This window comes from Phocaeicola faecalis (assembly GCF_021730445.1).
Lineage (GTDB): Bacteria > Bacteroidota > Bacteroidia > Bacteroidales > Bacteroidaceae > Phocaeicola > Phocaeicola faecalis.
On sequence record NZ_JADNRM010000001.1, the window covers coordinates 319,885 to 344,542 of the forward strand.

General features: G+C 42.1%; 20 protein-coding genes, 4 tRNA genes and 1 pseudogene. 10 read left to right on the forward strand and 15 right to left on the reverse strand.

Translation table 11 applies throughout. The annotated features are described in order from the left end of the window. Positions 1-175 precede the first annotated feature (175 nt). Positions 176-778: a ribosome biogenesis GTP-binding protein YihA/YsxC gene (yihA, locus tag IR173_RS01365; protein ID WP_237037906.1), complete on the reverse strand. Its 603-nt coding sequence runs from the start codon at positions 776-778 to the stop codon at positions 176-178. After that, complete coding sequence (locus IR173_RS01370) at positions 744-2,228, reverse strand: sodium:solute symporter (protein ID WP_237037907.1); 1,485 nt, start codon at positions 2,226-2,228, stop codon at positions 744-746. The genes yihA and IR173_RS01370 overlap by 35 nt, the downstream gene beginning before the upstream one ends. Before the next feature lie 78 nt (positions 2,229-2,306). Between IR173_RS01370 and recR the strand changes: the two genes are divergently transcribed. The 3 genes from recR to IR173_RS01385 are packed head-to-tail and all read left to right on the forward strand — an operon-like array spanning position 2,307 to position 3,935. Continuing rightward, positions 2,307-2,924, forward strand: coding sequence for a recombination mediator RecR (gene recR, locus IR173_RS01375; RefSeq protein WP_237037908.1), 618 nt, complete (start codon positions 2,307-2,309; stop codon positions 2,922-2,924). A gap of 22 nt (positions 2,925-2,946) precedes the next feature. Then, a complete protein-coding gene (locus IR173_RS01380) occupies positions 2,947-3,411 on the forward strand; it encodes a hypothetical protein (RefSeq protein WP_237037909.1) in 465 nt (154 codons plus the stop codon). Next, positions 3,411-3,935, forward strand: coding sequence for a GNAT family N-acetyltransferase (locus IR173_RS01385; protein WP_262914260.1), 525 nt, complete (start codon positions 3,411-3,413; stop codon positions 3,933-3,935). The genes IR173_RS01380 and IR173_RS01385 overlap by 1 nt, the downstream gene beginning before the upstream one ends. On the opposite strand, the gene IR173_RS01390 is transcribed toward IR173_RS01385, so the two are convergent. After that, complete coding sequence (locus IR173_RS01390; protein WP_237037910.1) at positions 3,932-4,522, reverse strand: YqgE/AlgH family protein; 591 nt, start codon at positions 4,520-4,522, stop codon at positions 3,932-3,934. The two genes, IR173_RS01385 and IR173_RS01390, sit on opposite strands and share 4 nt — an antisense overlap. A gap of 244 nt (positions 4,523-4,766) precedes the next feature. Here IR173_RS01390 and IR173_RS01395 point away from each other — a divergent pair. From IR173_RS01395 to IR173_RS01410, 4 genes are all read left to right on the forward strand, one after another. Then, positions 4,767-4,840: transfer RNA gene (locus IR173_RS01395), tRNA-Asp, on the forward strand. A 26-nt stretch (positions 4,841-4,866) separates the two neighbouring features. Further along, positions 4,867-4,940, forward strand: a tRNA-Asp gene (locus tag IR173_RS01400). A 26-nt stretch (positions 4,941-4,966) separates the two neighbouring features. Then, positions 4,967-5,040 (forward strand) — tRNA-Asp (locus IR173_RS01405). Positions 5,041-5,066: 26 nt separating this feature from the next. Next, positions 5,067-5,140, forward strand: a tRNA-Asp gene (locus tag IR173_RS01410). A gap of 470 nt (positions 5,141-5,610) precedes the next feature. Here the strand turns inward: IR173_RS01410 and IR173_RS01415 are convergent. Continuing rightward, positions 5,611-5,802, reverse strand: coding sequence for a hypothetical protein (locus IR173_RS01415; RefSeq protein ID WP_237037911.1), 192 nt, complete (start codon positions 5,800-5,802; stop codon positions 5,611-5,613). 31 nt (positions 5,803-5,833) lie between these two features. On the opposite strand from IR173_RS01415, the gene IR173_RS01420 reads away from it, so the two are divergent. Then, a complete protein-coding gene (locus IR173_RS01420) occupies positions 5,834-6,079 on the forward strand; it encodes a hypothetical protein (RefSeq protein WP_237037912.1) in 246 nt (81 codons plus the stop codon). Positions 6,080-6,260: 181 nt separating this feature from the next. Here the strand turns inward: IR173_RS01420 and IR173_RS01425 are convergent, their stop codons facing one another. Genes IR173_RS01425 through IR173_RS01435 form a run of 3 tightly spaced genes read right to left on the reverse strand, consistent with a single transcriptional unit; the run spans position 6,261 to position 9,185 of the window. Then, positions 6,261-7,163: an energy transducer TonB gene (locus IR173_RS01425; protein WP_237037913.1), complete on the reverse strand. Its 903-nt coding sequence runs from the start codon at positions 7,161-7,163 to the stop codon at positions 6,261-6,263. Positions 7,164-7,173: 10 nt separating this feature from the next. After that, positions 7,174-8,340 (reverse strand): immunoglobulin-like domain-containing protein, encoded by a 1,167-nt coding sequence (locus IR173_RS01430; protein WP_237037914.1) that lies wholly within the window; start codon positions 8,338-8,340, stop codon positions 7,174-7,176. Between the two features lie 8 nt (positions 8,341-8,348). Further along, entirely contained in the window at positions 8,349-9,185 is an 837-nt protein-coding gene (locus IR173_RS01435) for an energy transducer TonB (RefSeq protein ID WP_237037915.1), read from the reverse strand. A gap of 1,151 nt (positions 9,186-10,336) precedes the next feature. Here IR173_RS01435 and IR173_RS01440 point away from each other — a divergent pair. Beyond that, positions 10,337-14,302 carry a hybrid sensor histidine kinase/response regulator transcription factor gene (locus tag IR173_RS01440; RefSeq protein ID WP_237037916.1) on the forward strand — a complete coding sequence of 1,322 codons (3,966 nt, stop codon included), beginning with the start codon at positions 10,337-10,339 and terminating at the stop codon, positions 14,300-14,302. A 315-nt stretch (positions 14,303-14,617) separates the two neighbouring features. Here the strand turns inward: IR173_RS01440 and IR173_RS01445 are convergent, their stop codons facing one another. The 6 genes from IR173_RS01445 to IR173_RS01470 form a co-directional block, all read right to left on the reverse strand. Beyond that, positions 14,618-16,486: an ABC-F family ATP-binding cassette domain-containing protein gene (locus IR173_RS01445; protein WP_237037917.1), complete on the reverse strand. Its 1,869-nt coding sequence runs from the start codon at positions 16,484-16,486 to the stop codon at positions 14,618-14,620. 6 nt (positions 16,487-16,492) lie between these two features. Beyond that, positions 16,493-17,323 carry a DUF3805 domain-containing protein gene (locus IR173_RS01450; RefSeq protein ID WP_237037918.1) on the reverse strand — a complete coding sequence of 277 codons (831 nt, stop codon included), beginning with the start codon at positions 17,321-17,323 and terminating at the stop codon, positions 16,493-16,495. A 23-nt stretch (positions 17,324-17,346) separates the two neighbouring features. Then, positions 17,347-17,724, reverse strand: coding sequence for a VOC family protein (locus IR173_RS01455; protein WP_237037919.1), 378 nt, complete (start codon positions 17,722-17,724; stop codon positions 17,347-17,349). 6 nt (positions 17,725-17,730) lie between these two features. After that, on the reverse strand, positions 17,731-18,513 hold the full coding sequence (locus IR173_RS01460) for an MBL fold metallo-hydrolase (RefSeq protein WP_237037920.1): 783 nt from the start codon (positions 18,511-18,513) through the stop codon (positions 17,731-17,733). Positions 18,514-18,529: 16 nt separating this feature from the next. Next, positions 18,530-19,720 (reverse strand): hypothetical protein, encoded by a 1,191-nt coding sequence (locus IR173_RS01465; RefSeq protein WP_237038412.1) that lies wholly within the window; start codon positions 19,718-19,720, stop codon positions 18,530-18,532. 181 nt (positions 19,721-19,901) lie between these two features. Next, on the reverse strand, positions 19,902-20,279 hold the full coding sequence (locus IR173_RS01470; RefSeq protein WP_237037921.1) for a RidA family protein: 378 nt from the start codon (positions 20,277-20,279) through the stop codon (positions 19,902-19,904). A gap of 414 nt (positions 20,280-20,693) precedes the next feature. Between IR173_RS01470 and rho the strand changes: the two genes are divergently transcribed. Further along, positions 20,694-22,694, forward strand: coding sequence for a transcription termination factor Rho (rho, locus tag IR173_RS01475; protein WP_237037922.1), 2,001 nt, complete (start codon positions 20,694-20,696; stop codon positions 22,692-22,694). A 282-nt stretch (positions 22,695-22,976) separates the two neighbouring features. Here the strand turns inward: rho and IR173_RS01480 are convergent, their stop codons facing one another. Both IR173_RS01480 and IR173_RS01485 read right to left on the reverse strand, forming a co-directional pair. After that, positions 22,977-23,264 (reverse strand): RpnC/YadD family protein, encoded by a 288-nt coding sequence (locus IR173_RS01480; protein ID WP_237037923.1) that lies wholly within the window; start codon positions 23,262-23,264, stop codon positions 22,977-22,979. Between the two features lie 7 nt (positions 23,265-23,271). Beyond that, positions 23,272-24,009 (reverse strand): annotated as a pseudogene (locus tag IR173_RS01485) (Rpn family recombination-promoting nuclease/putative transposase); the annotation flags it as partial. Positions 24,010-24,658 lie beyond the last annotated feature (649 nt).

Sequence of the window (24,658 nt, forward strand, 5' to 3'; positions counted from 1 at the left end):
AACGTGGATAATGCTGTCGTTTAGTTCGTAGGGGCGAGATTCGCTCGCCCGAAAACAGTTTACTTTGTGTCTTCGGGCTGGCAAACCCTGCCCCTACAGCTGACGATGGGATAGGCCGGTTTAGTTTTGATACACTCCTATGGTGAATGGAGACTATAGTTCAAATAGAAAGACCCTACCCCTTCATACTCTGATTAATACTTTCTATATAATCCAGTATTTCTTTGCGTCCCAGTTTCTTTTCGGAAGAAGACAAGAAATAAGGAGGCAGTTCTTCCCATTGTTCACTCAGTTTCTTCAGATATTTGTTCACATTATCCTTCGCCTTTCCTCCCGTCAATTTATCTGCTTTAGTAAATATGATAGCAAAAGGAACTCCGTTTTCTCCCAACCATTCCATAAATTCCAAATCGATTTTCTGCGGTTCCAAACGACAGTCTATCAATACAAACAGATTTGTCATTTGCTCGCGTTCCAGAATATAATCTTCTATAATTTTCTGAATCTTATCTACCTGCCTCTTACCTCTTAAAGCAAATCCATAACCCGGTAAGTCCACCAAATACCATTCTTTATTCACCAAAAAGTGATTGATAAGCAACGTTTTTCCCGGAGTAGATGAAGTCATCGCCAGCTTGGGGCGTTTGGTCAGCATATTTATCAAACTAGACTTGCCCACATTGGAACGGCCTATAAAAGCATATTCCGGCAAATTGTCCTGCGGACACTTATCTACTTTTGTATTACTTATTACAAATTCTGCACTGAGTATTTCCATATCTTTTTTTGTTTTTAATACTTAAACAAGTCAGCCCCATAAAAGTCAAAAAGCCATTGAACATTAACATCTCGTAGCCAAACTGATAACCGGTGTAACAAAACACCACCCTGTCGATAATATAACATACCAGCGGAGATGCTATCGCCACATAAGGCACAAAGCGGTCACGCGGTTGCAACTTGGTAAACAGTCCGAACACAAACAGTCCCAGCAACGGCCCGTAAGTATAGGAGGCTATAACATATATCGCATCTATCACACTCTTATTATTCACCGCCTTAAATAGCAGAATGAACCCGATAAAAACTACTGAAATGCAGAAATGAGCTATCTTCCTGCGTTTTTCCGCTTCCGGTTCAGACAAATGACCGATACCCATAATATCGATGCAAAAGCTGGTGGTCAAAGCAGTCAATGCAGAATCAGCACTCGAAAAAGCCGCTGCAATAATCCCAATGGTAAAGAAAATCAGGACTGCATATCCCAAATGCCCCTCTGCTGCAAACAAAGGAAGAATATCGTCTCCTCCTGCCGGCAGCGCTATTCCCATCCGGTTTGCCAACAACAATAGCAAAACGCCCAATGACAAAAACAGGAGATTAACAGGCACAAAAGAAATGCCGTAGCAATACATATTCTTTTGCGCTTCACGCAAACTCTTGCATGACAGGTTCTTCTGCATCATATCCTGATCCAGTCCAGTCATGACAATCGTGATAAAGATGCCGCTAAAAAACTGTTTATAAAAGTTCTGCTTGGAGTGCCAATCATCGAAAACGAAGATACGGCTATGCTCATTGTCTTTAATAGCCTGTACCACTCCCGAAAAATCAAGATTGAGCTGCCCCGCCACATTATACAATATAAGCCCCAATGCCAGCAAAAGACATAGAGTTTGCAAACTGTCGGTCCATACAATCGTGCGTATACCACTTCTACGTGTATACAGCCAGATGAGTAGCACAATGCCTATCACCGTCACAGCAAATGGCACACCGAATGCCCCGAACACATAATGCTGAAGAATCAGACAAACCAAATAAAGACGTGCCGCCGCTCCTATTATCTTCGAAAGAAGAAAAAAAGAAGCGCCTGTCTTATAGGAATGTCTCCCAATCCTATCACCCAAATAAGAATAAATCGAGGTAAGATTTAGTTTATAATAAAGCGGCAACAATATATGGGCTATAATGAGATAACCGACAAAAAAGCCCATACAGGTCTGCATATAAGTCATATCAATGCCACGCACCATGCCCGGGACAGAGACAAAAGTAACTCCCGACAACGAAGCACCAATCATACCAAAAGAAACAATATACCAAGGAGAACGGCGGTTGCCACGGAAGAAAGCATCGTTATCGGAATCCTTGCCGGTGAGACGAGCCACAAGCAGTAACATTCCGAAATAAAGAAATATAGTCAGCAGAATATAAATTCCGTTCATGTTATTTTTTTGACTGCAAATGTACGCAAAATCACTTAAATTCCGTAAGTTTGCAGCCATTATATAGGAATTTAACCGATGAATCAACAATATCCTTCTATATTATTAGAAAAAGCAGTAGGAGAATTTGCCAAACTGCCGGGCGTGGGACGGAAAACGGCCATGCGCCTCGTCCTTCATCTTCTGCGGCAGGATACGGCTACTGTAGAAGCGTTTGGCAATGCCATCATTACCTTAAAACACGAGGTGAAATATTGCAAAGTCTGCCATAACATATCAGACACCGAGACATGCCGTATTTGTTCAAATCCGGTACGTGACGCCTCCACCATCTGTGTGGTTGAGACCATCCGTGACGTAATGGCTGTAGAGGCTACACAACAATACAAAGGACTGTATCATGTACTGGGCGGGGTAATCTCACCAATGGACGGCATAGGGCCTTCCGACTTACAAATAGAAAGTCTGGTGGAACGCGTCAAAAACACCGAAGTGAAAGAGGTGATTCTGGCACTTAGCTCCACCATGGAAGGAGACACAACCAACTTCTATATTTTCCGCAAATTAGCAGATACCAATGTCAAACTCAGCGTCATCGCACGTGGCATTTCCATTGGCGATGAGTTGGAATATACAGATGAGGTTACTTTGGGGCGTTCCATTGCAAACCGTACACTATTTACAGGAACAGTATAATTATTCAAATTAAAGAGACACAATGAAAGAAAGAATAAATAAAACAGTGAAATACCTTCAGGCAGAATATATCATGATGTGGATATTACCTGTAGTTTTAGTCATCCTCTACGAAACGGGCATAATGACGGAAGGAAATTATGCCGGAGATACCCGCATGGACTATATACTACAAACAATCGGTATCCTGCTGACTGTAGGATTAATCCCTTTATCACTTCGATTATTCAGTCTGTCGTTGGTAAAACGTGTCAAACAACTCTCACTACCCTATGCCCTGAGCAGCTATCGTCGCTGGAGTGAAATCAGATTAGGACTATTGGTAGTACCTGTATTGACAAACTTGTCGTTCTACTACCTCACACTCAATACCACCGGCCTTTTTTGTGCTGCCATGTCTCTCATAGCTTCCTTGTTCTGTGTTCCCACCCGCAAACGTGTATGGGATGAACTCGACTTATGGAAAGAGGAAAAGGAGGAAGAATAATGGCACAAAAATTAGAGCAAAACGGTGTTAAGCTCCGTGCTCCCGAGCCGGAAGACCTGGACTGTATGTTCCGTTTCGAAAACATAGTGGATTTATGGGATATCAGTAATACCACAGGGCCTTATTCCCGTTTTCATTTGAAACAATACATTGAGCAAACACAAAATGATTTGTTTACAGACCGTCAACTCCGACTGATGATTGAAAATCGTGACAGACAGGTGGTAGGAATTGTAGATATTTGCAATTTCGACCCACTGCACAGTCGTGCGGAAGTAGGCATCGTCATAGACGAAACACAACGAAGAAAAGGAATAGGCAGACAGGCACTATTTCTCCTTGAAGACCACTGTTTTCATTACTTAGGCATCCATCAGCTGTTTGCGTATGTAGAGAGTGCAAACACCCCCTGCCGCAAACTATTTACCACTTGCGGCTATCAGGAATGTGCACTATTAAAAGACTGGATGCATACCGGCAAAGGCTATCGCGATGTGATAATGTTCCAAAAACTAAACTCCTAATTAAGCATCGGGAATTGAGGATAACGTGCCCAAACAGCATATTTACCTCCCAATTTAGTAAGCATAGTATGCCATAAATCGCAGGAATCCAAGTCCAACAATACCTCCTTGCTACTGTCCACTATCAGCCATGATTTCTCCTCTATCTCCTGCATCAGTTGACCTTTCTCCCATCCGACATATCCCAAAAAGAACCGGAATACACCTTCTACCTGTTTACCTTCACGAATATATTTCTCCACTTTTTTAAAATTACCATTCACATACAGTCCATTAGACAAAGGAATCGCCCCCTTCAATTTTTCCAACGTATGCAGGAAAAAAATAGTATCTCTACTAACCAACCCTCCTTTATATATAGGCACAGGTTGTGCAAATTCCAGTGAAGGCAACAAGTCATTCAACGATAAAGGGTTACGAAAATTTTTATTCACCATTAATCCCATACTACCTTGCTCATTATGATCCAGCAGCAACACTACCGACCGAGTCAATTCATGGTCTTGAAAAAAAGGAGATGAAATCAGTATATCTCCTCTCTTCGGCAATACCCTACTAGACTCTATCTGAAAAACACGCATATCCATAGTAAACTTTTTCTCTTTTTTAAAATTGTAATACTAATATACGGAATAAAATCTAATAAAGAAGTATCTCCTCACTCTTTTTTTTGAAAAAATATTTTTCTTAAAATGTAAATGATTCACTATCAGGCCTAATCGAAAAAAGTTCAGAAAAAAAACATCCAAACATTTGCAGGTTTCAAATTATTGCGTACCTTTGCACCCGCAATCGAGAGAGAAAGCATTGAAAGAAACAGATTGAGAAATTGGTGCGTTAGTTCAGTTGGTTAGAATACATGCCTGTCACGCATGGGGTCACGGGTTCGAGTCCCGTACGCACCGCTTCTTTTTCAGTTATAAAACATATTGGTGCGTTAGTTCAGTTGGTTAGAATACATGCCTGTCACGCATGGGGTCACGGGTTCGAGTCCCGTACGCACCGCAACTTTTTCAGTCATAAAATATATTGGTGCGTTAGTTCAGTTGGTTAGAATACATGCCTGTCACGCATGGGGTCACGGGTTCGAGTCCCGTACGCACCGCAACTTTTTCAGTCATAAAATATATTGGTGCGTTAGTTCAGTTGGTTAGAATACATGCCTGTCACGCATGGGGTCACGGGTTCGAGTCCCGTACGCACCGCGAAAGCAAAGCTCTGAAATTATTGAATTTCAGAGCTTTTTCTTTTTCCCAGCTTCGGCAAAAAATAGCGGTTTCCGGCAGTTCTCACGTGGCTTATCCGTGGGACTTTTTGAGGTCAAATCAAAAAGTATGTGGGTATAATATTTGAGAAACATTGAAAGTCTGCAATGCTAAAAACATACATCCTTCCAAAGTATTATAAATCAAGCACATCAGACGAACACCTGATTGGACGTCAGCATTGTAACTCAGAGTATAAACCGCAAAACGAAATGAGATGCTTTTTCAAATCATTTTGCGATTGAAGTACAATTCTTAACACAAATCGAAAAGCGAAAATTACTTTTATTTTTAGTGATTTTCAAATAGTATTCAAATACGATTTGGGATAAGTTCCGGGGGAACTCGGAAATTGAATATTTTATAAACCATAAAACGAAATGAGGTACTTTTTCAAATCATTTTGCGGTTTATAGATGACGATTATCATGCCCAGCGGATTGGCCGTGAGGATGGCGTTGAACACCTGTTGAATGCCACTCCACACTTTGGTGGCCACACTTGCGGCTTATGCTTATCGCTTTTTCTGCTTTACCGGCAGATAGAGTGATAGCATCAAAAGATTTCTTCATCTTATCTAATTGTTTTGATATATTTTCCATATCTTTGTCGAAATATTAATCAGTAACCCTTATGCTAGAAAATTGGGATTTAATCATCACGTTTATTGTGGGCTTGTTCATCGTTTATCTTTTTGATAAACTGATACACTTTATGTATAGGAATGAAAATATCTCATACACAGAGTTTGAGCAAGAAGGCAAAAACCTTGAAAAAGAGCTCAAACGTTTAAAGAAAGAAATGGCCAAGCTCCAAAAGCAACTCAAAGAAGCCGAGAAAGAAGCTGAAAAAGAAGCCAATGCCGAAAAGAAGCAATAGCTCTTTACCCGTTTCAATAACAATGACTATGATGAAAAACGTTCAAATCAAAGATAATTCCGACCACTTGCAAGATGAGAATTTGGACGAAAAATAACTCCCTATCCCATTCGCCTCATCAATTCTTCAAATCTCTCTCTGGTGCTTGCTTCCGCTTCCGCCTTCCCGATGTTTTGCCCCCTTATTCTATCACGTTGTGAGGAGAATGGTGATTTTCGAAAATTACGGGAATAGCCCATATAGCATCTTTATATTTCCCTTTTCCGTAATGATGCATTGCTGGCGTCCATCTTGGCATGTTTCTGATAATTTGTATCACTTCTTCATCCCACTGTGGTATTCCGCAACTTCTTAGCGTTTTCGCTTCTTTTATCTCTCCGTATGAATCAATATGTATCTTATACACTCCTTTGGCTTTTTGCAGCTCACCTAATAAACTAGCATCATACGTGAGATTTTGGTAAATATAATTTTGAGCCGACCATCGTTTCCCATCTTGAAAGTTCGCTTGCTCTTCCCATTCCACAAAACAATGTTTTAACTCCTCTTCTGCTATGCTATCAGCTATCACCCTATCTCTATATTGTTGTGGTAAAAATGGAACATATACCGTATAAAGGCATTCTATTCGCTTACCGTTCTTATCTCGGCATGGCAAACAATGAGGAAGGTCTCGGATAAGTCTAATGACCTCCTTGTCGAAATCTTTATGAATGGTTGTTAAAATATTAATTCTACGTGGTAATCCTAATGTATCGATGGAGAACATTGCTACGGAATATCCTGCTTGGTTCTTCGCTAATAAATGCTTTGGATATTTCATTTGAGAAACAAAATACTCTTCCAAATTATAACTCCATTTTGCCCATTTGGGAGCTTCTATGGTTGACAGGTCTTTAATAGGCTCTCCTGTTATTTTTGCCACGCCAAGATTCCAAATGTTCTCTTTACGCCAAATACTGTCTAAATGCGCTTCCATATTCTCACATAAAAAAACACTATCTGCTTTATTATTTTGCCCTTTTAAAGTGACGGAAGGATAGAAGCAAAGCAGAAACAATATAAAAAACAGTGATGGTTTCATGTTATTATTTTTATTCAATTCTAAATTCTGCGCCCATATACCATTTTTGAGAAGAACCTTTGAAGCCTATTTCTTTGACTACTTTATAAGTCCCTGGCTTGTTGTCATTAACAATCGGACGAAGTCTTGCAGTAAACAGGTGTGCATCTCCTTGTCCTAAACCATAGCCAATGTCATTCCATGCACCGCCATCGTGAAGTAATATCCAACGGTTTCCTTCTTTACGTGCTACATTGTATTGTTCTCCAAAAAATAAGTCTTTTGAATTTCCATTGGCTAATTTCACTGATATGGTTTCAGTTCCCACAGGATAAACGGAATGCTCAGTTTGCATAGTTATCCGCATGGTATCAGAAGATGTCGGTTGAATAAAAGGTATGCCTTGCTGTATCTTACCATGACTGACTGCCGAATAGTTTACAACTCTTTTTCTGAACATTTCTTGATAATGCGGTGTGTTATTCATTAAGCCCACAAAAATAGTATCTCCATCATCATTTTGTATCCAAGTGGAATGGATGTTTCTTGCGGTTGTGTCATTGGTTATTTTTGTATTTTTACGACAATAATCATCAATCTGTTGGCGAAGTTTTTCTACCCCTTTTTTATCTACTAACTCAAATTCAGCATAAGCTACTTTGGTATCACCATTGAATGATTTGTAGATGCGATACCTGCCTGCGCGGTTTGGCGCTTCGGCTGTGTAAAGCTCGATGGTTTGTTCATGGGTGGAGTAGCCTGATGGGAATATCCATAGAATGCTATTGACTATAGGACTGGTCGGCAATATCTCCCACACTTTTTGTTTTTCATTGTAATAAGCAAGGCTGTAGCCTTCCCCACAACTATATTCATAGTGGGAGTGATTGGTGATAATTACCTTTACTTTCGTTGTGGATAATGGGTAATAGTCATATTCTGTCTTCATGGAAAGCGAATCGGAACTGATAGCTTCTCCTGTCGGAATATCACGGGGAACGGGTTGCAGTATGGGGATTGCTTTGGATGATTTCTCTTGTTTTTCTTCCAACGAAACAGGTTCGGTTTCAGATATACTGTCTGGACACAATTCTTCTTGCTGCGGAATGCTATCTGTTTCAAATTTTTGCCCTTTCTTTGAAGTAGCTGAATGGCAAGAACTTAGTAGTATTAATGATACGAGTAATAAATGTTTCATGATTGCTGTTATTTGAGTTTAAAAGCTACAGGAACTGTATATTTCACCTTTACCGCTTTCCCTTTTAGTGTGCCGGGTTTCCATTGAGGAAGCATTTTTATGATACGTAGTGCCTCTTTATCTAAAGAAGGCTCAACACTCCTCACAATGTTAGGTTCTATTATGTAACCGTTTTCATCTACAATAAACTGAACTGCAACCCTTCCTTGTATTCCGTCCGTTTGTGCTTTGGTTGGATATTTCATATTATCATTGATGAATTGCAACATTGCATCCATACCACCGGGAAATTCGGGCATTTGGTCGATTACATTATAGATTGGTGGGTAAACGGCTTCTTCCTCCGGGAGCAATAAAGTGTCATTCAATTGACTATAGGGATGTCTTTTGAATAGTTCAACCATATTATTTTGTAATTGAAATTCAGCCATTAAAGTGTATTCTTTACTATATCTTCTTACTGTAAGAAAAAAACGATAACTACCGGGAGTATGCCTGAATAATTCTGCATTGTAATAATATTTATCGCCTTGCATAAGTACATATTCTACGTCAAAAACGACAAGCTGCATAGGAACATCCCTCCATATTCCTTTTTCATCTTCATAAGTGTAGCTGTAGTATCCTCCAAAGCCAATATCAGTACCGCTATTGTTGTGCAATACGAAAGTGATTTGTTTCTGCTTCGTGGAATAGACTGTGTATTCGGGGTGTAAAGAAATTCCCAGTGTATCATTTATTCCGACTGTATTGTTTATAGGAGCTTGTGGAGCTTTTTCTTGTTTAGACTTGTTTGCACATCCTATCAGTAACAAACACAATAAGCATAAATTTATCGCTTTCATAGTTCGGACTATTTATAGAGTGAAACAATGCATCTACAAAAATAATAAAAGTGCAACTCATTAACAATCAGAATTGCACTTTTATTTCCGTAAATCATTCAGTCAAACCATTTTCTGATAGAGGCTTTCAAGTAGAAATGCTCTTATTGCAAAACATAGCTTGCACATTAGGGTGTTTCTACATTCCCAACCCCCTTCTTGGTTCTTCTTTTTGGGTGTTGCTTACACTCAGTTTTTCTTTGAGTTCTTGGAATTTCATCTCGAACCATTCAAGAAGTGGCATCCCGTCAATGTGCACGGAGCCTGACACTATGACATATATACGTGCAGGCTCATGCGTACGTACGTGTAGCCCGATGCGTACGTACGTGTAGGCTTACGCGTATATACGTGTAAGCTGATGCCACCGTATGTGTTGAAGTGTACGACTGATGCGTGCCTACGTGCACATAAAAAACAGGTTGAAGTGCACATAAAAAACAGGTAGCTCACACTGAATGCAGTAAAAAGACCTTGAACTTTTCAGAAAAGCTCGGCATCTTTTCAGAAAAGCTCGGCATCTTTTTAAAAAAGGTCGTTGTGTTTTCAGAAAAGCTCGGCATCTTTTTAATAAAGCTCGGCATCTTTTTCACGTAGGGGCAGATGGAATCATCCCCTCACTAAGCCGGTCATCCCTTCTTTTCCGGCCATCTTCTTTCCGTTCATCCTTACATTCCGTTCATCCTTACATTTTAATTAAAGCGCCCAGATTATCAATCGGTTAAGAATGACAGAGCACCCCCTCATCCTCGTTTCAGCCACGTTTACCAAGTTTCTCCAAATCTGCCTTCAGCATTCACACACTATCAAAAAAAGTCTTACAGATGAAAGGAGGCTGAAAAGACAACACGAGATGTCCATTCATTGCCGCAATGCCTACCAACAGGGCGTTTCAGCGGTAAATGAAAGGAAGAGACCGATTTTTGATTCCGGAGTGAAAAACCACACCCAATACTTGCCACAGACTTTTGTCGCTGATTCATAAAATGAGAAAATCAAAACAGTTTCTTAATTAGGAAACATTTTAGTTGTATCTTCTATTCTTTTTCTCTTACTTTGTAAACTAACACACCAGTATTGTTACGTTTATATATTTGAAAATCAAAATTAACATGAAAAGAAATATATTATTCATGTTCTTTTTACTGCCTTTTATCGCTATGGGTCAAACGTACAAGTACATAGGGATAGAAGACGGATTGAGCAACCGAAGAATATTCAATATTCAGAAAGACTCAAAAGGATATATGTGGTTTCTTACTAACGAGGGAATGGACCGCTATAATGGTAAAGAAATAAAGCACTATAAATTAGCTGACGAAGAAAATAAGGGAGATGCACAAATTCGTCTTGCATGGCTGTTCCGAGAGAAAGAAGACTTATGGATTGTAGGCAAAACCGGAAGAATATTTGAGTACCAACATCAATTTGACAGGTTTACACTCACTTATAAACCGGCCAACTTATCCCAATCTGTCCCATACAGCTATTTAGACAACCAAGGCAATGTATGGCTATGTGGCAAAGATTCCATTACATTATATAATACGCAGAATAATCAAGTCGCACGTATTTTCAACCCGCTGCGCAGCAACATTACCTCTATGGTGCAGTCGGACAATGCCCATTTCTTTATTGCGACAGAAAAGGGGCTACGCTATTGTAGTATGGATGACAATGGGCTACAGCCAATTCCCATCCTGCCATTGGATGAGATTAAAGGTCAAATCAGCAAGCTTTATTATCACAAAGCGTTGAAGCGGCTGTTTATCGGCACATTCGAGAATGGCATCTTTGCCTATGATTTGCCCACGCGCCAAATTCTTCATCCTGAAACAGATTTGAGCGATGTCAATATTACCCAAATCAGCCCCCTGAACGAAAATGAACTTTTAATCGCTACCGAAGGCATGGGTGTTTACAAGATTCAGGCCAACAGTGGTGTAATACAGCCTTATCTCACCGCCAACTATGAAAGTAACAACGAGATGATGGGAAACATTATCAATGATATCTATGTGGATGAGCAAAAGAGAATATGGCTTGCCAATTATCCTACGGGAATCACCATCGTGGACAGCCGCTATCAAAACTACCACTGGATAAAACATTCCATGGGCAATAGGCAATCTCTGATTAACGACCATGTGCATACTGTAATCGAAGATAGTGAAGGCGATTTATGGTTTGGCACCAGCAACGGCATCAGCCTTTACAACACCAAGACGCGCCAATGGCATTCATTCCTGAGTTCTTTTGACAAACAGCTCAAAGATAAAAACCATATATTCATTGCTTTGTGCGAAGTTACTCCCGGAGTGATTTGGGCAGGAGGATACACCTCCGGTATTTACAAAATCAACAAGAAAGCACTTTCCGTAGAGTACTTCTCCCCTTTTCTGCTAACCCCTTTCAATATGCGTCCCGACAAATACATCAGGGATATGATAAAAGATTCGGAAGGAAATATCTGGTCCGGAGGGTATTACAATCTAAAATGCTTTGACCTAAAAAACAACAAGGTACAATTATACCCCGGTGTAAATTCAATTACATCTATCAGAGAAAAAGACAATGACCACATGTGGATTGGTACTGCCACCGGCCTGTATCTGCTGAACAAAAACACAAGCCAATATAAATATATCGAAATTCCCGGGGAGTCCACTTACATCAATACTCTTTATCAGGCTTCCAACGGATTATTGTATATCGGCACCAATGGCTCCGGTGTAATAATTTATAATCCCGACAAAAATACCTCCCAACAATTCCATACAGGTAATTGCGCACTACTCACCAATAGCATCTTCACCATATTGCCCGAAGCAGACGGGAATATCATAATGAGTACGGAAAACGGTATCACCTGCTTTTCCACCAAAGACAAGTTATTCTACAATTGGACCAAAGAGCAAGGACTAATGTCTGCCAACTTCAATGCTTCTGCCGGTGTATTGCTCAAAGACAAAGGATTTATATTTGGCAGCATCGACGGTGCCATCGAGTTTCCCAAGGATATCAAATTTCCCCATTATCACTTTTCCAAAATCATTCTAAGTGATTTCCAATTGTCCTATCAGCCTGTCTTCCCCGGTGAAGAAAATTCTCCCTTAACAGAGGATATCGACGATACAAAAGTATTGCGTCTTACTCACAATCAAAATACTTTCTCACTGAAGGTGTCGACCATCAACTACGACTTTCCTTCCAATGTGCTCTACAGTTGGAAACTGGAAGGCTTCTATACTACATGGAGCCCCCCAAGGACAGAAAACATGATTCGTTTTACCAATCTGAAACCCGGAAAATACAAACTGCATATCCGTGCTGTGTCTAAAGAGGAACAGAATGTCATATTCGAAGAACGCACCATCGATGTCATCATCGCACATCCGGCATGGCTCAGCTTCTGGGCTATACTATGCTATATAGTGCTGGGAATACTCTTGCTTTTTATCATTACCAGGATTATCTATCTGAGAAAGCAGAAAAAGATTTCAGATGAAAGAACCCAATTCTTCATCAATACGGCACATGATTTGCGCACGCCGCTAACTCTGATTAAAGCCCCATTGGAAGAGCTGAGTGACAAAGAACAATTGACCCCAAGCGGACTCAACAGCATGAAGACTGCTCTGAAAAATGTGGACGCCCTACTACGTTTGACCACCAATCTAATCAATTTTGAACATACCGAAGTTTATTCCCCAAAGCTATACATAGCCGAGTTTGAACTGAATGCTTATATGCAAAACCTGTGCAATAGTTTCTATTCATATTCGGTCACAAAGAATATAGACTTTACTTACGAAAGCAATTTCAAGGAAATGAAAGTATGGTTTGATAAAGAAAAGATGGATTCCATTTTGAAGAATGTCATATCCAATGCCTTGAAATACACTCCCGATGACGGCCATGTAAGTGTCTGCGTCACCGATAACAAAGACACTTGGAAAGTCAAGGTTACAGATACGGGAATTGGCATTCCTACCGAAGAAAAAAAGAAAATATTCAAACTGCACTTCCGTGGCAGCAATGCTGTCAACTCCAAAATAACAGGCAGCGGAATCGGTCTGATGCTGGTATGGAAATTAGTCAAGCTTCATGGAGGGAAAATCAATATCGAAAGCACCGAGCACCAGGGAACAGTCATCAGGCTTATTTTCCATAAAGGTTACGAACATCTGCATCATTACAGCATCGTAGAGCCGAATCAGGAACTGCCGGTAAAAGAAGTTATCGAACAAGAGACAGCGGCAGAAACGCCCGAAGAGCTAGAGGAAATGATTGGAGTCGCACTATTGCAACGCGTGCTCATCGTAGAAGATAATGATGAATTGCGCAGCTATCTCACCACATCGCTTTCGGGAGCTTATACCGTGCAGGCTTGCAGCAACGGAAAAGAAGCGCTGATTATCATCAAAGAATTTTGGCCTGACTTGATTCTTTCTGACATTATGATGCCCGAAATGCGCGGAGACGAGTTATGCGCAGCCATTAAAACAAATATTGAGACATCACATATTCCTATCGTATTACTCACAGCATTGAATGATGAAAAGACTATTCTAGGCGGACTGGCAACCGGTGCAGACGCTTATATCACCAAACCATTCAGCATCAAAATGCTAAAGGCAAGACTGTCCAATATACTGTCAAACAGAGCATTGCTACAACAGAAATATGCGATGCCCACTAAACTCGGTGCTGAGAAACCCGAATTGCTGCCGGCCGGAGCCAACGCACTCGACTGGAAGTTCATCACCGACGTAAAGAACAATATTAAAAATAATATTGACAATACAGACTTCACCGTAGATGCTTTATGCTCATTACATAACATGAGCCGCACTAGTTTCTATAACAAACTGAAAGCATTGACCGGACAGCCTCCCGCCGACTATATCAAAGAGTTCCGCCTGAATATGGCTGCGCAATTATTACAGGAAAAAAAGTATTCGATTACGGAAGTAGCAGAAATGACAGGATTCTGCGACAGCAAATATTTCAGAGAAGTATTTAAGAAACGCTTCAATGTAAGTCCCAGCAAATATGGAAAAGAGGATAAAGAATAAACATGAGATAGGAATGAAAAGCAGGAATGGGAGTCTATATTATGAGAGTGTGTCGAAACTCTCATACCCCCCCGCCACAGTTCGTTGAAGCGAGGGTAATTCGATAAAAGGGAAGTTTCGGCACACCCTCACCAAACTTTAAAGAGCCGTATCAAACTCTGTCTCGAGTAATGATACGGCTCTTTCTCTTGCTTTTTAGGATGCTCAAGTTTCAGATTAAAAGTTCTTCTTTGGTTTAACTTAGTTTTGACACACCCTGGTCAGGCAATAGTATAAAGCTTTCCGAACAAGGACTGAGGTCTTAAAAAAGTCTCCTTAGCCTTCTTCTATTTCGCTCAGCTCCAACCAACGCATGGACTTTTCGTCAATCAAATCATTCAGTTCCGGCAACCGTTTCGATTTCTCAGTCAGTTCCTCCACACTCAAGGTTCCACTGCAAAGGGCAACTTCTATATCCGCTTTTTCCTGCTCCAGCTGGCCTATTTCCTTTTCCAACTGCTCGTACTCCTTCTTTTCCTTGAAAGTCATACGGCGTTTGTCATTCAACCGTACACGTGCCGTTTTTTCTTCTTTCGGCTTCTCGGCTTCCTTCTCACGTTGCTCTTTCACTTCGCGCCAGTCACGGTAATCAGAATAGTTGCCGGGAAAATCACGGATATCGCCTTGTCCCTTGAACACCAGTAAATGGTCTACCACCTTATCCATAAAGTAACGGTCATGACTCACCACAATCACACAGCCCTTAAAGTTCTGAAGATACTCTTCCAACACCTGCAAAGTAATAATATCCAAGTCATTGGTTGGCTCGTCCAGTACCAGAAAGTTAGGATTACGCATTAATACCGTACAGAGATAAAGCCGGCGCCGCTCTCCCCCACTCAACTTATACACATAGCTGTGCTGCGTTTCAGGTGTAAAAAGAAAATGCTGAAGAAACTGCGAAGCGGTAAGGCGCTTACCATTGCCCAGTTCAATTACTTCGGCAATATCCTGCACCACATCTATCACCTTCATCTGTTCATCAAATTGTAAGCCATCCTGCGAATAATATCCGAAACGCACCGTTTCGCCAATATCTATCGTGCCGCTGTCCGGTTTCTGCTCGCCCATCAGAATCTTGATAAAGGTAGATTTTCCCGTACCGTTATTTCCCACAATCCCCATCTTCTCGTATCGGGCAAAGATGTAAGAGAAATCGTCCAGAATCTTTAAATCACCAAAACTTTTGTAAAGATGATTGGCTTCAAAAATTTTCGACCCGATATAAGACGCCTTCATTTCCAGTTTCACATTACCGTCATTGAAGCGCTGTTTTGCCACCTTCTCCAGTTCATAGAAAGCCTCCTCGCGATAACGGGCTTTGTGTCCGCGTGCCTGTGGCATACGGCGCATCCATTCCAATTCCGTACGATATAAATTATTGGCACGGGCTATTTCGGCATTTGTCGCTTCAATGCGCTCTTGGCGTTTTTCCAGATAATAACTGTAGTTGCCTTTATAAGAATAGACCTGCTTATTGTCTATTTCGATAATTTCAGAGCAGACACGGTCAAGGAAATACCGGTCGTGAGTCACCATCAGAAGACTGATATTGCCACGTCTCAGAAAATCTTCCAACCACTCCGTCATATCAAGGTCAAGATGATTGGTAGGCTCATCCAAAATCAGGAAATCAGGCTCCGTGATAAGCACATTCGCCAACGCGACCCGTTTGAGCTGTCCTCCCGAGAGATGTTTCACCTGCTGATTGAAATCACGGATTTTCAGTTGCGAAAGAATCTGTTTGGCTTTTCGTTCATAATCCCATGCCTTTTCATGTTCCATGCGTGCCAACAGGTCCTCCAATCCCGGATTGCCTTCGGTCTCCATGCACCTTTCATATTCCTTGATAAGCTGCACGGTCGTGTTACCGTGATGGAAACACGCCTCAAGCACGGTCAGCTCTTCAGGGTAGTGAGGGTCCTGTTCCAAATAGCCCACACGCAGGTCGCGGCGAAACACAATACTGCCCTCATCATAACCTTCCTTTCCGGCTATAATATTCAACAATGTAGTCTTGCCGCTGCCGTTCTTGGCTATCAGCCCGATACGCTGTCCTTCAGCGACCCCCAAAGCGATTTGATTAAATAAGACTAAATCACCAAACGATTTTGTAAGTCCGTCTATCTGTAAATATGAAACCATTCTCTTTTAATTAATATCATCCAGCACAGCTTCCGCTTCGCGCTTAATTTTCTTAAATTCAGCCTTCAAATCACAAGGCAAGTTCTTCTTCGCTTTGTCCCACACCATAGCGGCAGGATTAATCAGCATATCGGAATTCATAAACTGTAGAGCCGGATATTCTTCCTTTCCATCTATCACAGTCACCCATTCCATGCCCTCCATCTCATTGACCAATATTGTGCCGAAAGCTACACCGAAGTTTTCCCAAGCCATACGCTGCTGAGGTTGGAAACGTCCGCTGTCCATTACCTCCTGAATCTTCTCGATATCTTCTTCCTGCGAAGAGAAGTCTTTTGTAAGCTGCTTCTTTATCGTATTTGAAGCCCATTCATAAGCACTGTTCACCTCGCCTATCTCAAGCACGCGGATAGGAATAACCTCTTTAGGATAAACCTTATTTTCACGGCGTACTTCTATGCTGCCGATTATATTATCGGCAACAGTCTTATCACCGCCCTTAGCCGTCGTAAAAGAACATTCCAGGCATATATCACGACAATCGATTACCCAAAAATGAGAAGTGTACCAAGCGCCTTCTTCCTGAAAGGTATCCACACTGTAAGACGCTTGCGCCCCTCTTATCAGGGTCAACTTGGCAGCCGGATTTTCTTTCAATTCATATCTGACACATTCTGTTCCATAGTTTGCGTCAGCACCTTTATAAGCCGAGATGCGGAAGTTACCACTCCACTTGTAGGGGTCGTAAAACAAAAAACTCTCTTCTGTATCTTCAAACTCGCGCCAGCCCGCAGGATATTCCAGCGAGAACCAGCCGCCGGGAGCAATGTATTTCATAGTCTCTATCTTTTTATATTCATTTATCTTACCGGTAATATTTCAATCCAATAATCATCCGGATCATTGATGAAGTATAGCCCCATCTCTGTATTTTCATAACATACGCACCCCATTTCTTTATGGAATTTACGCACTTCGTCATAATCTCCTTCTACACGCAGACAAAGGTGGCTTTCATTTTCGCCCAGTTCATAAGGCTGCGGATGGTCACGTAACCAGGTCAGCTCCAACAAGAAGTTGCTATGGTCATCAGCCATATACACCAGAATAAAAGAACCGTCGGCAGCTACTTTTCGGTTGGCTTCGTGTAGTCCCAATGCCGTTTCATAGAACCGGATGCTTTGTTCCAGATTCGTTACATCAATATTAAAATGGTCAAATCTTCCTTTTACTTTCATATTACTTTAAATTTTTATAATCTGTCCGGGATACTTTATTGCTATAAAATGCGTTCCGTGGGCTTCTGCCAAAGTGCGGAAAGCATTTGCCTTCTCATAGTCGGGCACAAAATGCATCGGTACAAAGATATTTGTTTTTATTTTCTTCACAAACTGTTCGGGGCCTCTCATATATTCACGTCCCAGACGCGGATCTACAGGAAACATTGCCACATCCAGTTCATGCGTATAATCATACAGATAATCCAGTTCATGAAGGAAATTCTTTTCATATCCCTTCCATTCCTGTTCCGCACTCTCTTCCATCCAATGCCAGTTGTTCAAGTCTCCGGCATGGAAAATTTTCTTCCCCTCCGTTTCTATCAGGAAAGACACTCCTACGTCTGTAGACCCGAAAGCCCTGACCGACAAAGTTTCATCAGCATACTCCTCTCCTTTTTTCAGCCAGACGGCGTCTTCTTTCTGCGCCCTTCTATGCTTCAGAATATCCTTCGAAAAGATATAGATGATGTCCGGTCGCTGTTTCTTCCATTCCAGCACTTCCTTATTGAAATGGTCAGGATGGAAATGGCTGGCCAACACATACAACTTTCCGGGACGGTGCAAGAGTTCATCATGCACCCTTCCCCGTTCGGGTGTCACCACAGGTTCTTCAGGCTGTTCATTCATCAACCTGCGCAGGGCAGCTTCCGCCTGCTTGTCCTCCGTGTCACGGTAATAATCCATGATAACGGTATAACCATCGCCCAACAGAGCAAATCCGCTATGATAAATATAAACTAGTTCCATACCTCTTACAACAAACTTACTTGCCAATAGGTTGTACCTGCGCACGCGTCTTCTTGTCTATCTCCAGAAACATATAATTCACTTTTCCCGAATGGATAAGCGAGTCATTTTCCCTATATTTCCTATTGGCATATTCCTTTGATTTCTCATAGGTCAGTTTCGACATTTGGTTCTGCGATTTCCCCACCATGGTAGAATCCAGTTTTTCATCGGGAAAGAAATCGTCCAAATTCACATCCCCAATCATCGTTGTCTCCAGAAAATTCATATCGGTGTGACTCTTGTCCGTATAATAGCCCACAAACATATGCCCGGGGATACGCACCAATATAGGATTGATGTTTATAGCCTTGAGTAATGAGGCAAACAACACGCTCCCGTCTACACAATTTATCTGCGAAGACTCCAGCGCATCGTCCAATGTGCGCACACGCTGGGTATAAACCACATTCGATGACAAACTGCTGTTGGTGGTGGAGCTGTATTTGAAGTTACGCTTCTGCAATACATTCCACAAGGCATAGACCTGTCTGTCTACATTCTCGGCTTGACTCGCATTTCCCTGATACCCCAGAAAGCGATTGACCAGACGCGTATCCAGTGCCTCACGCAAGAGTTTGTCTATCTGCGGATGCTCCTCGTTCACATAAGCAGCAAAGAACTCGCCTGTATCGTGAAATTTCATTCTATCGTCTACATAGCCAAGCGGACACTCGTTGATACTCCGCATGGAAATGGTTTTCAATCGTTGGGGCAATTTCTTTCCGTTGAGTTCCGCCTTTACAGATATGCTAACGGGCACTGCCTGATTATTGTCACGCAAAGCCTGATAGTTCCAGATGATGTCGGGAAAAACAAGATATTCCTTGCCGGACTTGGGCAAGATAAATTCGGAAACAGATTCAGAAAAGAAAGGAGTCTCAGCCACTTCTATGCGCAATTTGCTGTTGGCATAGCTGTTTTTTATACGAATGGCGATACCCGACTTCGGATTGCCGATATAGTCGGAATCAGCAGGAACAATCAGGTTTCCATCCGTGGTAGCCGTAGAAAGTATAGTAGCCGGAAACACATTGCCGCCTAATTGGTCTGTTATCTCAAAACCGCTCCGAAACGGCTCATAGTGATAGACAAATACAGAAAAAGACATCACCAGAATGACGGATAGCACAATGGTCGACCACTGCCACCTATCGAGTTTTTTCAGATTTACTTTCCTCATATTCATTAATCAATTTAATTCCGGCACGAAACCGAATGCCATAACCGTCATCAGGCTAAAACTTACACCTGTCATAGGGGAGAAACATCCCTCCCCTATGACAGGCAGAATGACAGTTGTACGTTAGAGAGCCGACATCTTTTCGAAAGGCATATCCGCCCGCTTTTTATCTTGCAGCGATGCTTTCAATTTCCACCAATGCACCTTTCGGCAATGCCTTAACCGCTACTGCAGAACGAGCAGGAAAATCACCTTCAAAATAGTTGGCGTAAACAGCATTCATTTCTGCAAATAAAGACATATCCGCCAGAAAGACAGTCGTCTTTACAATATTTGCAGTAGTCAAACCGGCTGCAGCCAACACATTCTTGATATTTTCAAAAGCCTGGGCAGTCTGTTCGGCAACTCCTCCCGGAACAAACTCACCGGTAGCAGGGTCTACAGGCAACTGACCTGATAGAAATACCATACCATTAGCCTCAATTGCCTGGCTATAAGGTCCTATAGCAGCAGGAGCTTTCTCAGTAAAAATCACTTTTTTCATGTTTATCAATGTTTTAATAATTAAAATCAAATTTTGACGGGCTAAATTAGCACTTTTTTTGCTATAAAGTGCAGATATGACTAAACAATCTGACTTTTTTTTACGTTCATTTAACATCGGCACCGATAGAAACAAAAGTAGATTTTTTGGAGCTTCGTTTTTTTATTAATTTAAAAAAAACGGCATTTTTTTCTCCCTTTTGAGGAGTTTTTCAAAAAAAACAACTACATTTGCATCGGTAAACGCAGAACTTACCAATCTGGCAAGTCTCGTTTACATTCCGATATAATATCTATAACATATTAAATCCCGTAATCATAAATGATGAGCTGCGATTTCAAGGCATTTCATGTGTCGGTTGCGTGCCCTGATTACATAATAAAAAAGAAACATTTTACTAATAACATATACTATATGTATAACATCATTCAATTAAACGACAAAGACTTGTCAGAATTACAATCAATCGCCAAAGAGTTGGGTATCACCAAAACAGAGTCTCTGAAGAAAGAAGAACTCGTTTACAAGATTCTGGACGAGCAAGCAATAGTCGGAGCAACTAAAAAAGTAGCGGCGGCCAAAGCTACCGAAGACCGCAAAGACAGCCAGCCTAAAAAAAGATCTCGCATCAGCGTCAAAAAAGAAGGTGACAAAGTGTATACTGCCACCAAGGATAAAGCGCAAAAGCTGGAAGCAAACACTGCACCGACAACGGCTGCACCCATCGCAGAAGAAGCTGATAAAGGAGTAGCTCCCGCAGTTGAAACAGTTCAGCCCATTCAGGAAAAAACAGTAACGGAAGCAGTCGAAAAGTCTGAACCGAAGAAAAGAGGCCGCAAGCCGGGTACAAAAAATAAAACTACTGCCAAAACGGAAAAACAACCTGACGCAGTAGCAGAAGAAACTGACGGCACCACCTCTCAGAAAGCTCCGGCAGCCGCTGCTCCGAAAGAAAAAGAAGTAATTCTTCCCGAATTGGATTTCGACAGTGATGCAGACGACTTCATTCCCATCGAGGACCTTCCCTCGGAAAAGGTTGAACTTCCTACCGAATTACTCGGAAAGTTTGAAGCAACCAAAAATGAGACACCTGTTCCCGCTGCCACTCCAGCCCCGAAATTCCAGCCGCGTCAACCGCGTGAGCAAAACCCGAGATACAACAATCCGAATCAGCGCAACAACAATAATAATTACAGCAACCAACGTCCGGCCAACAATAACAACGCAGAAGGTCCGGAGGCTCCACAACAGCAACAGGCCCCCGAACGCAAGCCGGTAGAAAAGCCTTACGAATTTGAAGGCATCCTGACCGGAACCGGTGTTCTGGAAATTATGCCTGACGGTTATGGTTTCCTCCGTTCGTCAGATTACAACTACCTCTCTTCGCCGGATGATATTTACGTGTCCCAGTCGCAAATCAAACTGTTTGGTCTGAAGACAGGTGATGTAGTCGAAGGCTCTATCCGTCCGCCCAAAGAAGGAGAAAAATACTTCCCGTTGGTGAAAGTAGAAAAGATTAATGGTCTGGACCCCGGACTCGTGCGCGACCGCGTTCCCTTCGACCACCTCACTCCATTGTTCCCCGACGAAAAGTTCAAACTTTGCAAAGGTGGTTACAGCGACAACCTTTCTGCGCGTGTAGTAGATATGTTCGCCCCCATCGGTAAAGGACAACGTGCACTGATTGTGGCTCAGCCCAAAACCGGTAAGACCATCCTGATGAAAGACATTGCCAATGCTATTGCTGCCAATCACCCCGAAGTCTACATGATTATGTTGCTTATTGACGAACGTCCTGAAGAAGTAACCGACATGGCGCGCAGCGTTAATGCCGAAGTTATCGCTTCTACATTCGACGAACCGGCAGAACGCCACGTGAAGATTGCAGGTATCGTGCTCGAAAAGGCAAAACGCATGGTAGAATGCGGTCACGATGTCGTGATTTTCCTCGACTCTATCACCCGGTTGGCCCGTGCATACAATACCGTTTCTCCCGCATCGGGTAAAGTATTGTCAGGTGGTGTGGATGCCAATGCCTTGCACAAGCCCAAACGTTTCTTCGGAGCCGCACGTAACATCGAAGGCGGCGGTTCACTCACCATTATCGCTACCGCATTGATTGATACCGGTTCTAAGATGGATGAAGTAATCTTCGAAGAATTCAAGGGTACAGGTAACATGGAGTTGCAGCTCGACCGCAACCTCAGCAACAAGCGTATCTTCCCTGCCGTCAACATCGTTGCATCCAGCACCCGCCGCGACGACCTGTTGCTCGACAAGACTACCCTCGACCGTATGTGGATTCTGCGTAAGTATCTGGCAGATATGAACCCTATCGAAGCAATGGATTTTGTAAAGAGCCGTCTGGAAAATACGCGTGACAATGAAGAATTCCTGATGAGCATGAATTCATAAACAGCAGGCGAAAGCCTCTTACATACGTTATAAAAAAAGGCCGCGTGCATCCCCCAACGGAGCACGCGGCCTTTTCAGTTTGTTCGCGTCATAATGACAAGGGGTAAATTATTTTCCACAAAAGGGATATAATTATAAAACTTGGGCATTCGTACTGTCGGTCACTTTTCCCTTTCGGTTATCTACAACAAGTTCCAACCACTCATACAGTTCTTCCCCAAGCCTTGCTTCTGATAAGATATATAACATCGCCCCTGTATGTATTCATTCCTTCATTTATAGTTATAGAGCATCAATCACATCCACAGGCAAGCCTGTGATTCGGGAAATGACAGCACTATCCAGCCCTTCTTCCTTCATTTTGCGTACATTGGACAAACGCTCCAGTTCACGACCTTTCTGCAATCCTTCCTGCAATCCTTCCTCATGCCCTTTCCACTTTGCCGTATCAATCACATTGGTCAAGTCGCGATAAACCTTCAAACTCTCTTCATATTCCATCCGTTTCTGAGGAGTAAACCTCGCTATCTCGGCAGCCTCAAAAAGACGGGTAAACACACGTTCCTGCAAGGCNATGCCCTTTCCACTTTGCCGTATCAATCACATTGGTCAAGTCGCGATAAACCTTCAAACTCTCTTCATATTCCATCCGTTTCTGAGGAGTAAACCTCGCTATCTCGGCAGCCTCAAAAAGACGGGTAAACACACGTTCCTGCAAGGCAGCAGGGCGTTCCAGCAAACGAGACAGATTGTGCAAAACAAACATCCACTTGTCAAACGGTGTAACCAGTTCGTCCTCACTCTTATGGAATTTGGGCATTTCCAAGTAGACAAAGGTCAGCTTGTCATAAAACACTTCCTTGCGATGGATATCCATCAGTTTCACTTCATGGTGGAAATAATTCTCATCATCACGGTCTTCATCAAACACAAAGTTCAGAATACCGACAGTGTATACAGCCTTCAATTCATAGTTCCAGTCGCCGCGTTTGGCCTGCTCACGAATAGGAAAAGAAGCATAAAACACGCTGCGGTCCTTGAAAAACTTCTGACCCGCCTTCTGCATCTCAACGATGAATTTCTCACCTACCGTATTTTCGCAATAAACGTCAAAGACTGCTTTTCGGTCCAACTCCGCCATGCCCAAATGCTCGGCATTCAGATAGGTAACATCCGTTATCTCGTGCTCCAAATGAAGCAAAGAGTTAAGAAAATCTATCAGCAGGTCTTTGTTCATTGGGGTGCCGAAAAGGAGTTTGAATCCGAAATCGGTATAGGGGTTGACATATCTTTCGGGAAATTCATCTGTAAGCATGGCCATTGAAGTTTGATTATTAATTGCAAAGATAACAAATTAAACGACTATATTCTCATCGTGAAGGACGTTTTTTTATCACTACATCAATCTTCATATCCGAAACAAGTTGCCCCGGTGCCATGTCCGTCTTCGCTCATGCGGGCAAGATAGAGGTAATTCCATCACCACATTCCACCACTCGCGCTTCACTGCCGCTATCACTTCATCCAAACCACAANTTTTATCACTACATCAATCTTCATATCCGAAACAAGTTGCCCCGGTGCCATGTCCGTCTTCGCTCATGCGGGCAAGATAGAGGTAATTCCATCACCACATTCCACCACTCGCGCTTCACTGCCGCTATCACTTCATCCAAACCACAACCTTCACACTCCATGATGACATAGTGGATGACGGTAGCATAAAAATCTAAATCGTCTGCTCGCCATTAATCACCTTATAAAAATAAGATTCACTCATGTGAAGCCCTTTTATCAACAGACTATGTTTGATATGGGCGGCTTTTACCAAAGCTTTCACGCTTTCAGCCAGTTTTTTCGTGTTAAAGTTTCTATCTTTCGTATTTATTTTGATTAAATATTGCAAACTATATCAATAATATGTGAATTATCTTTCCACAGTGGACAGACGCGTTATTTTTATC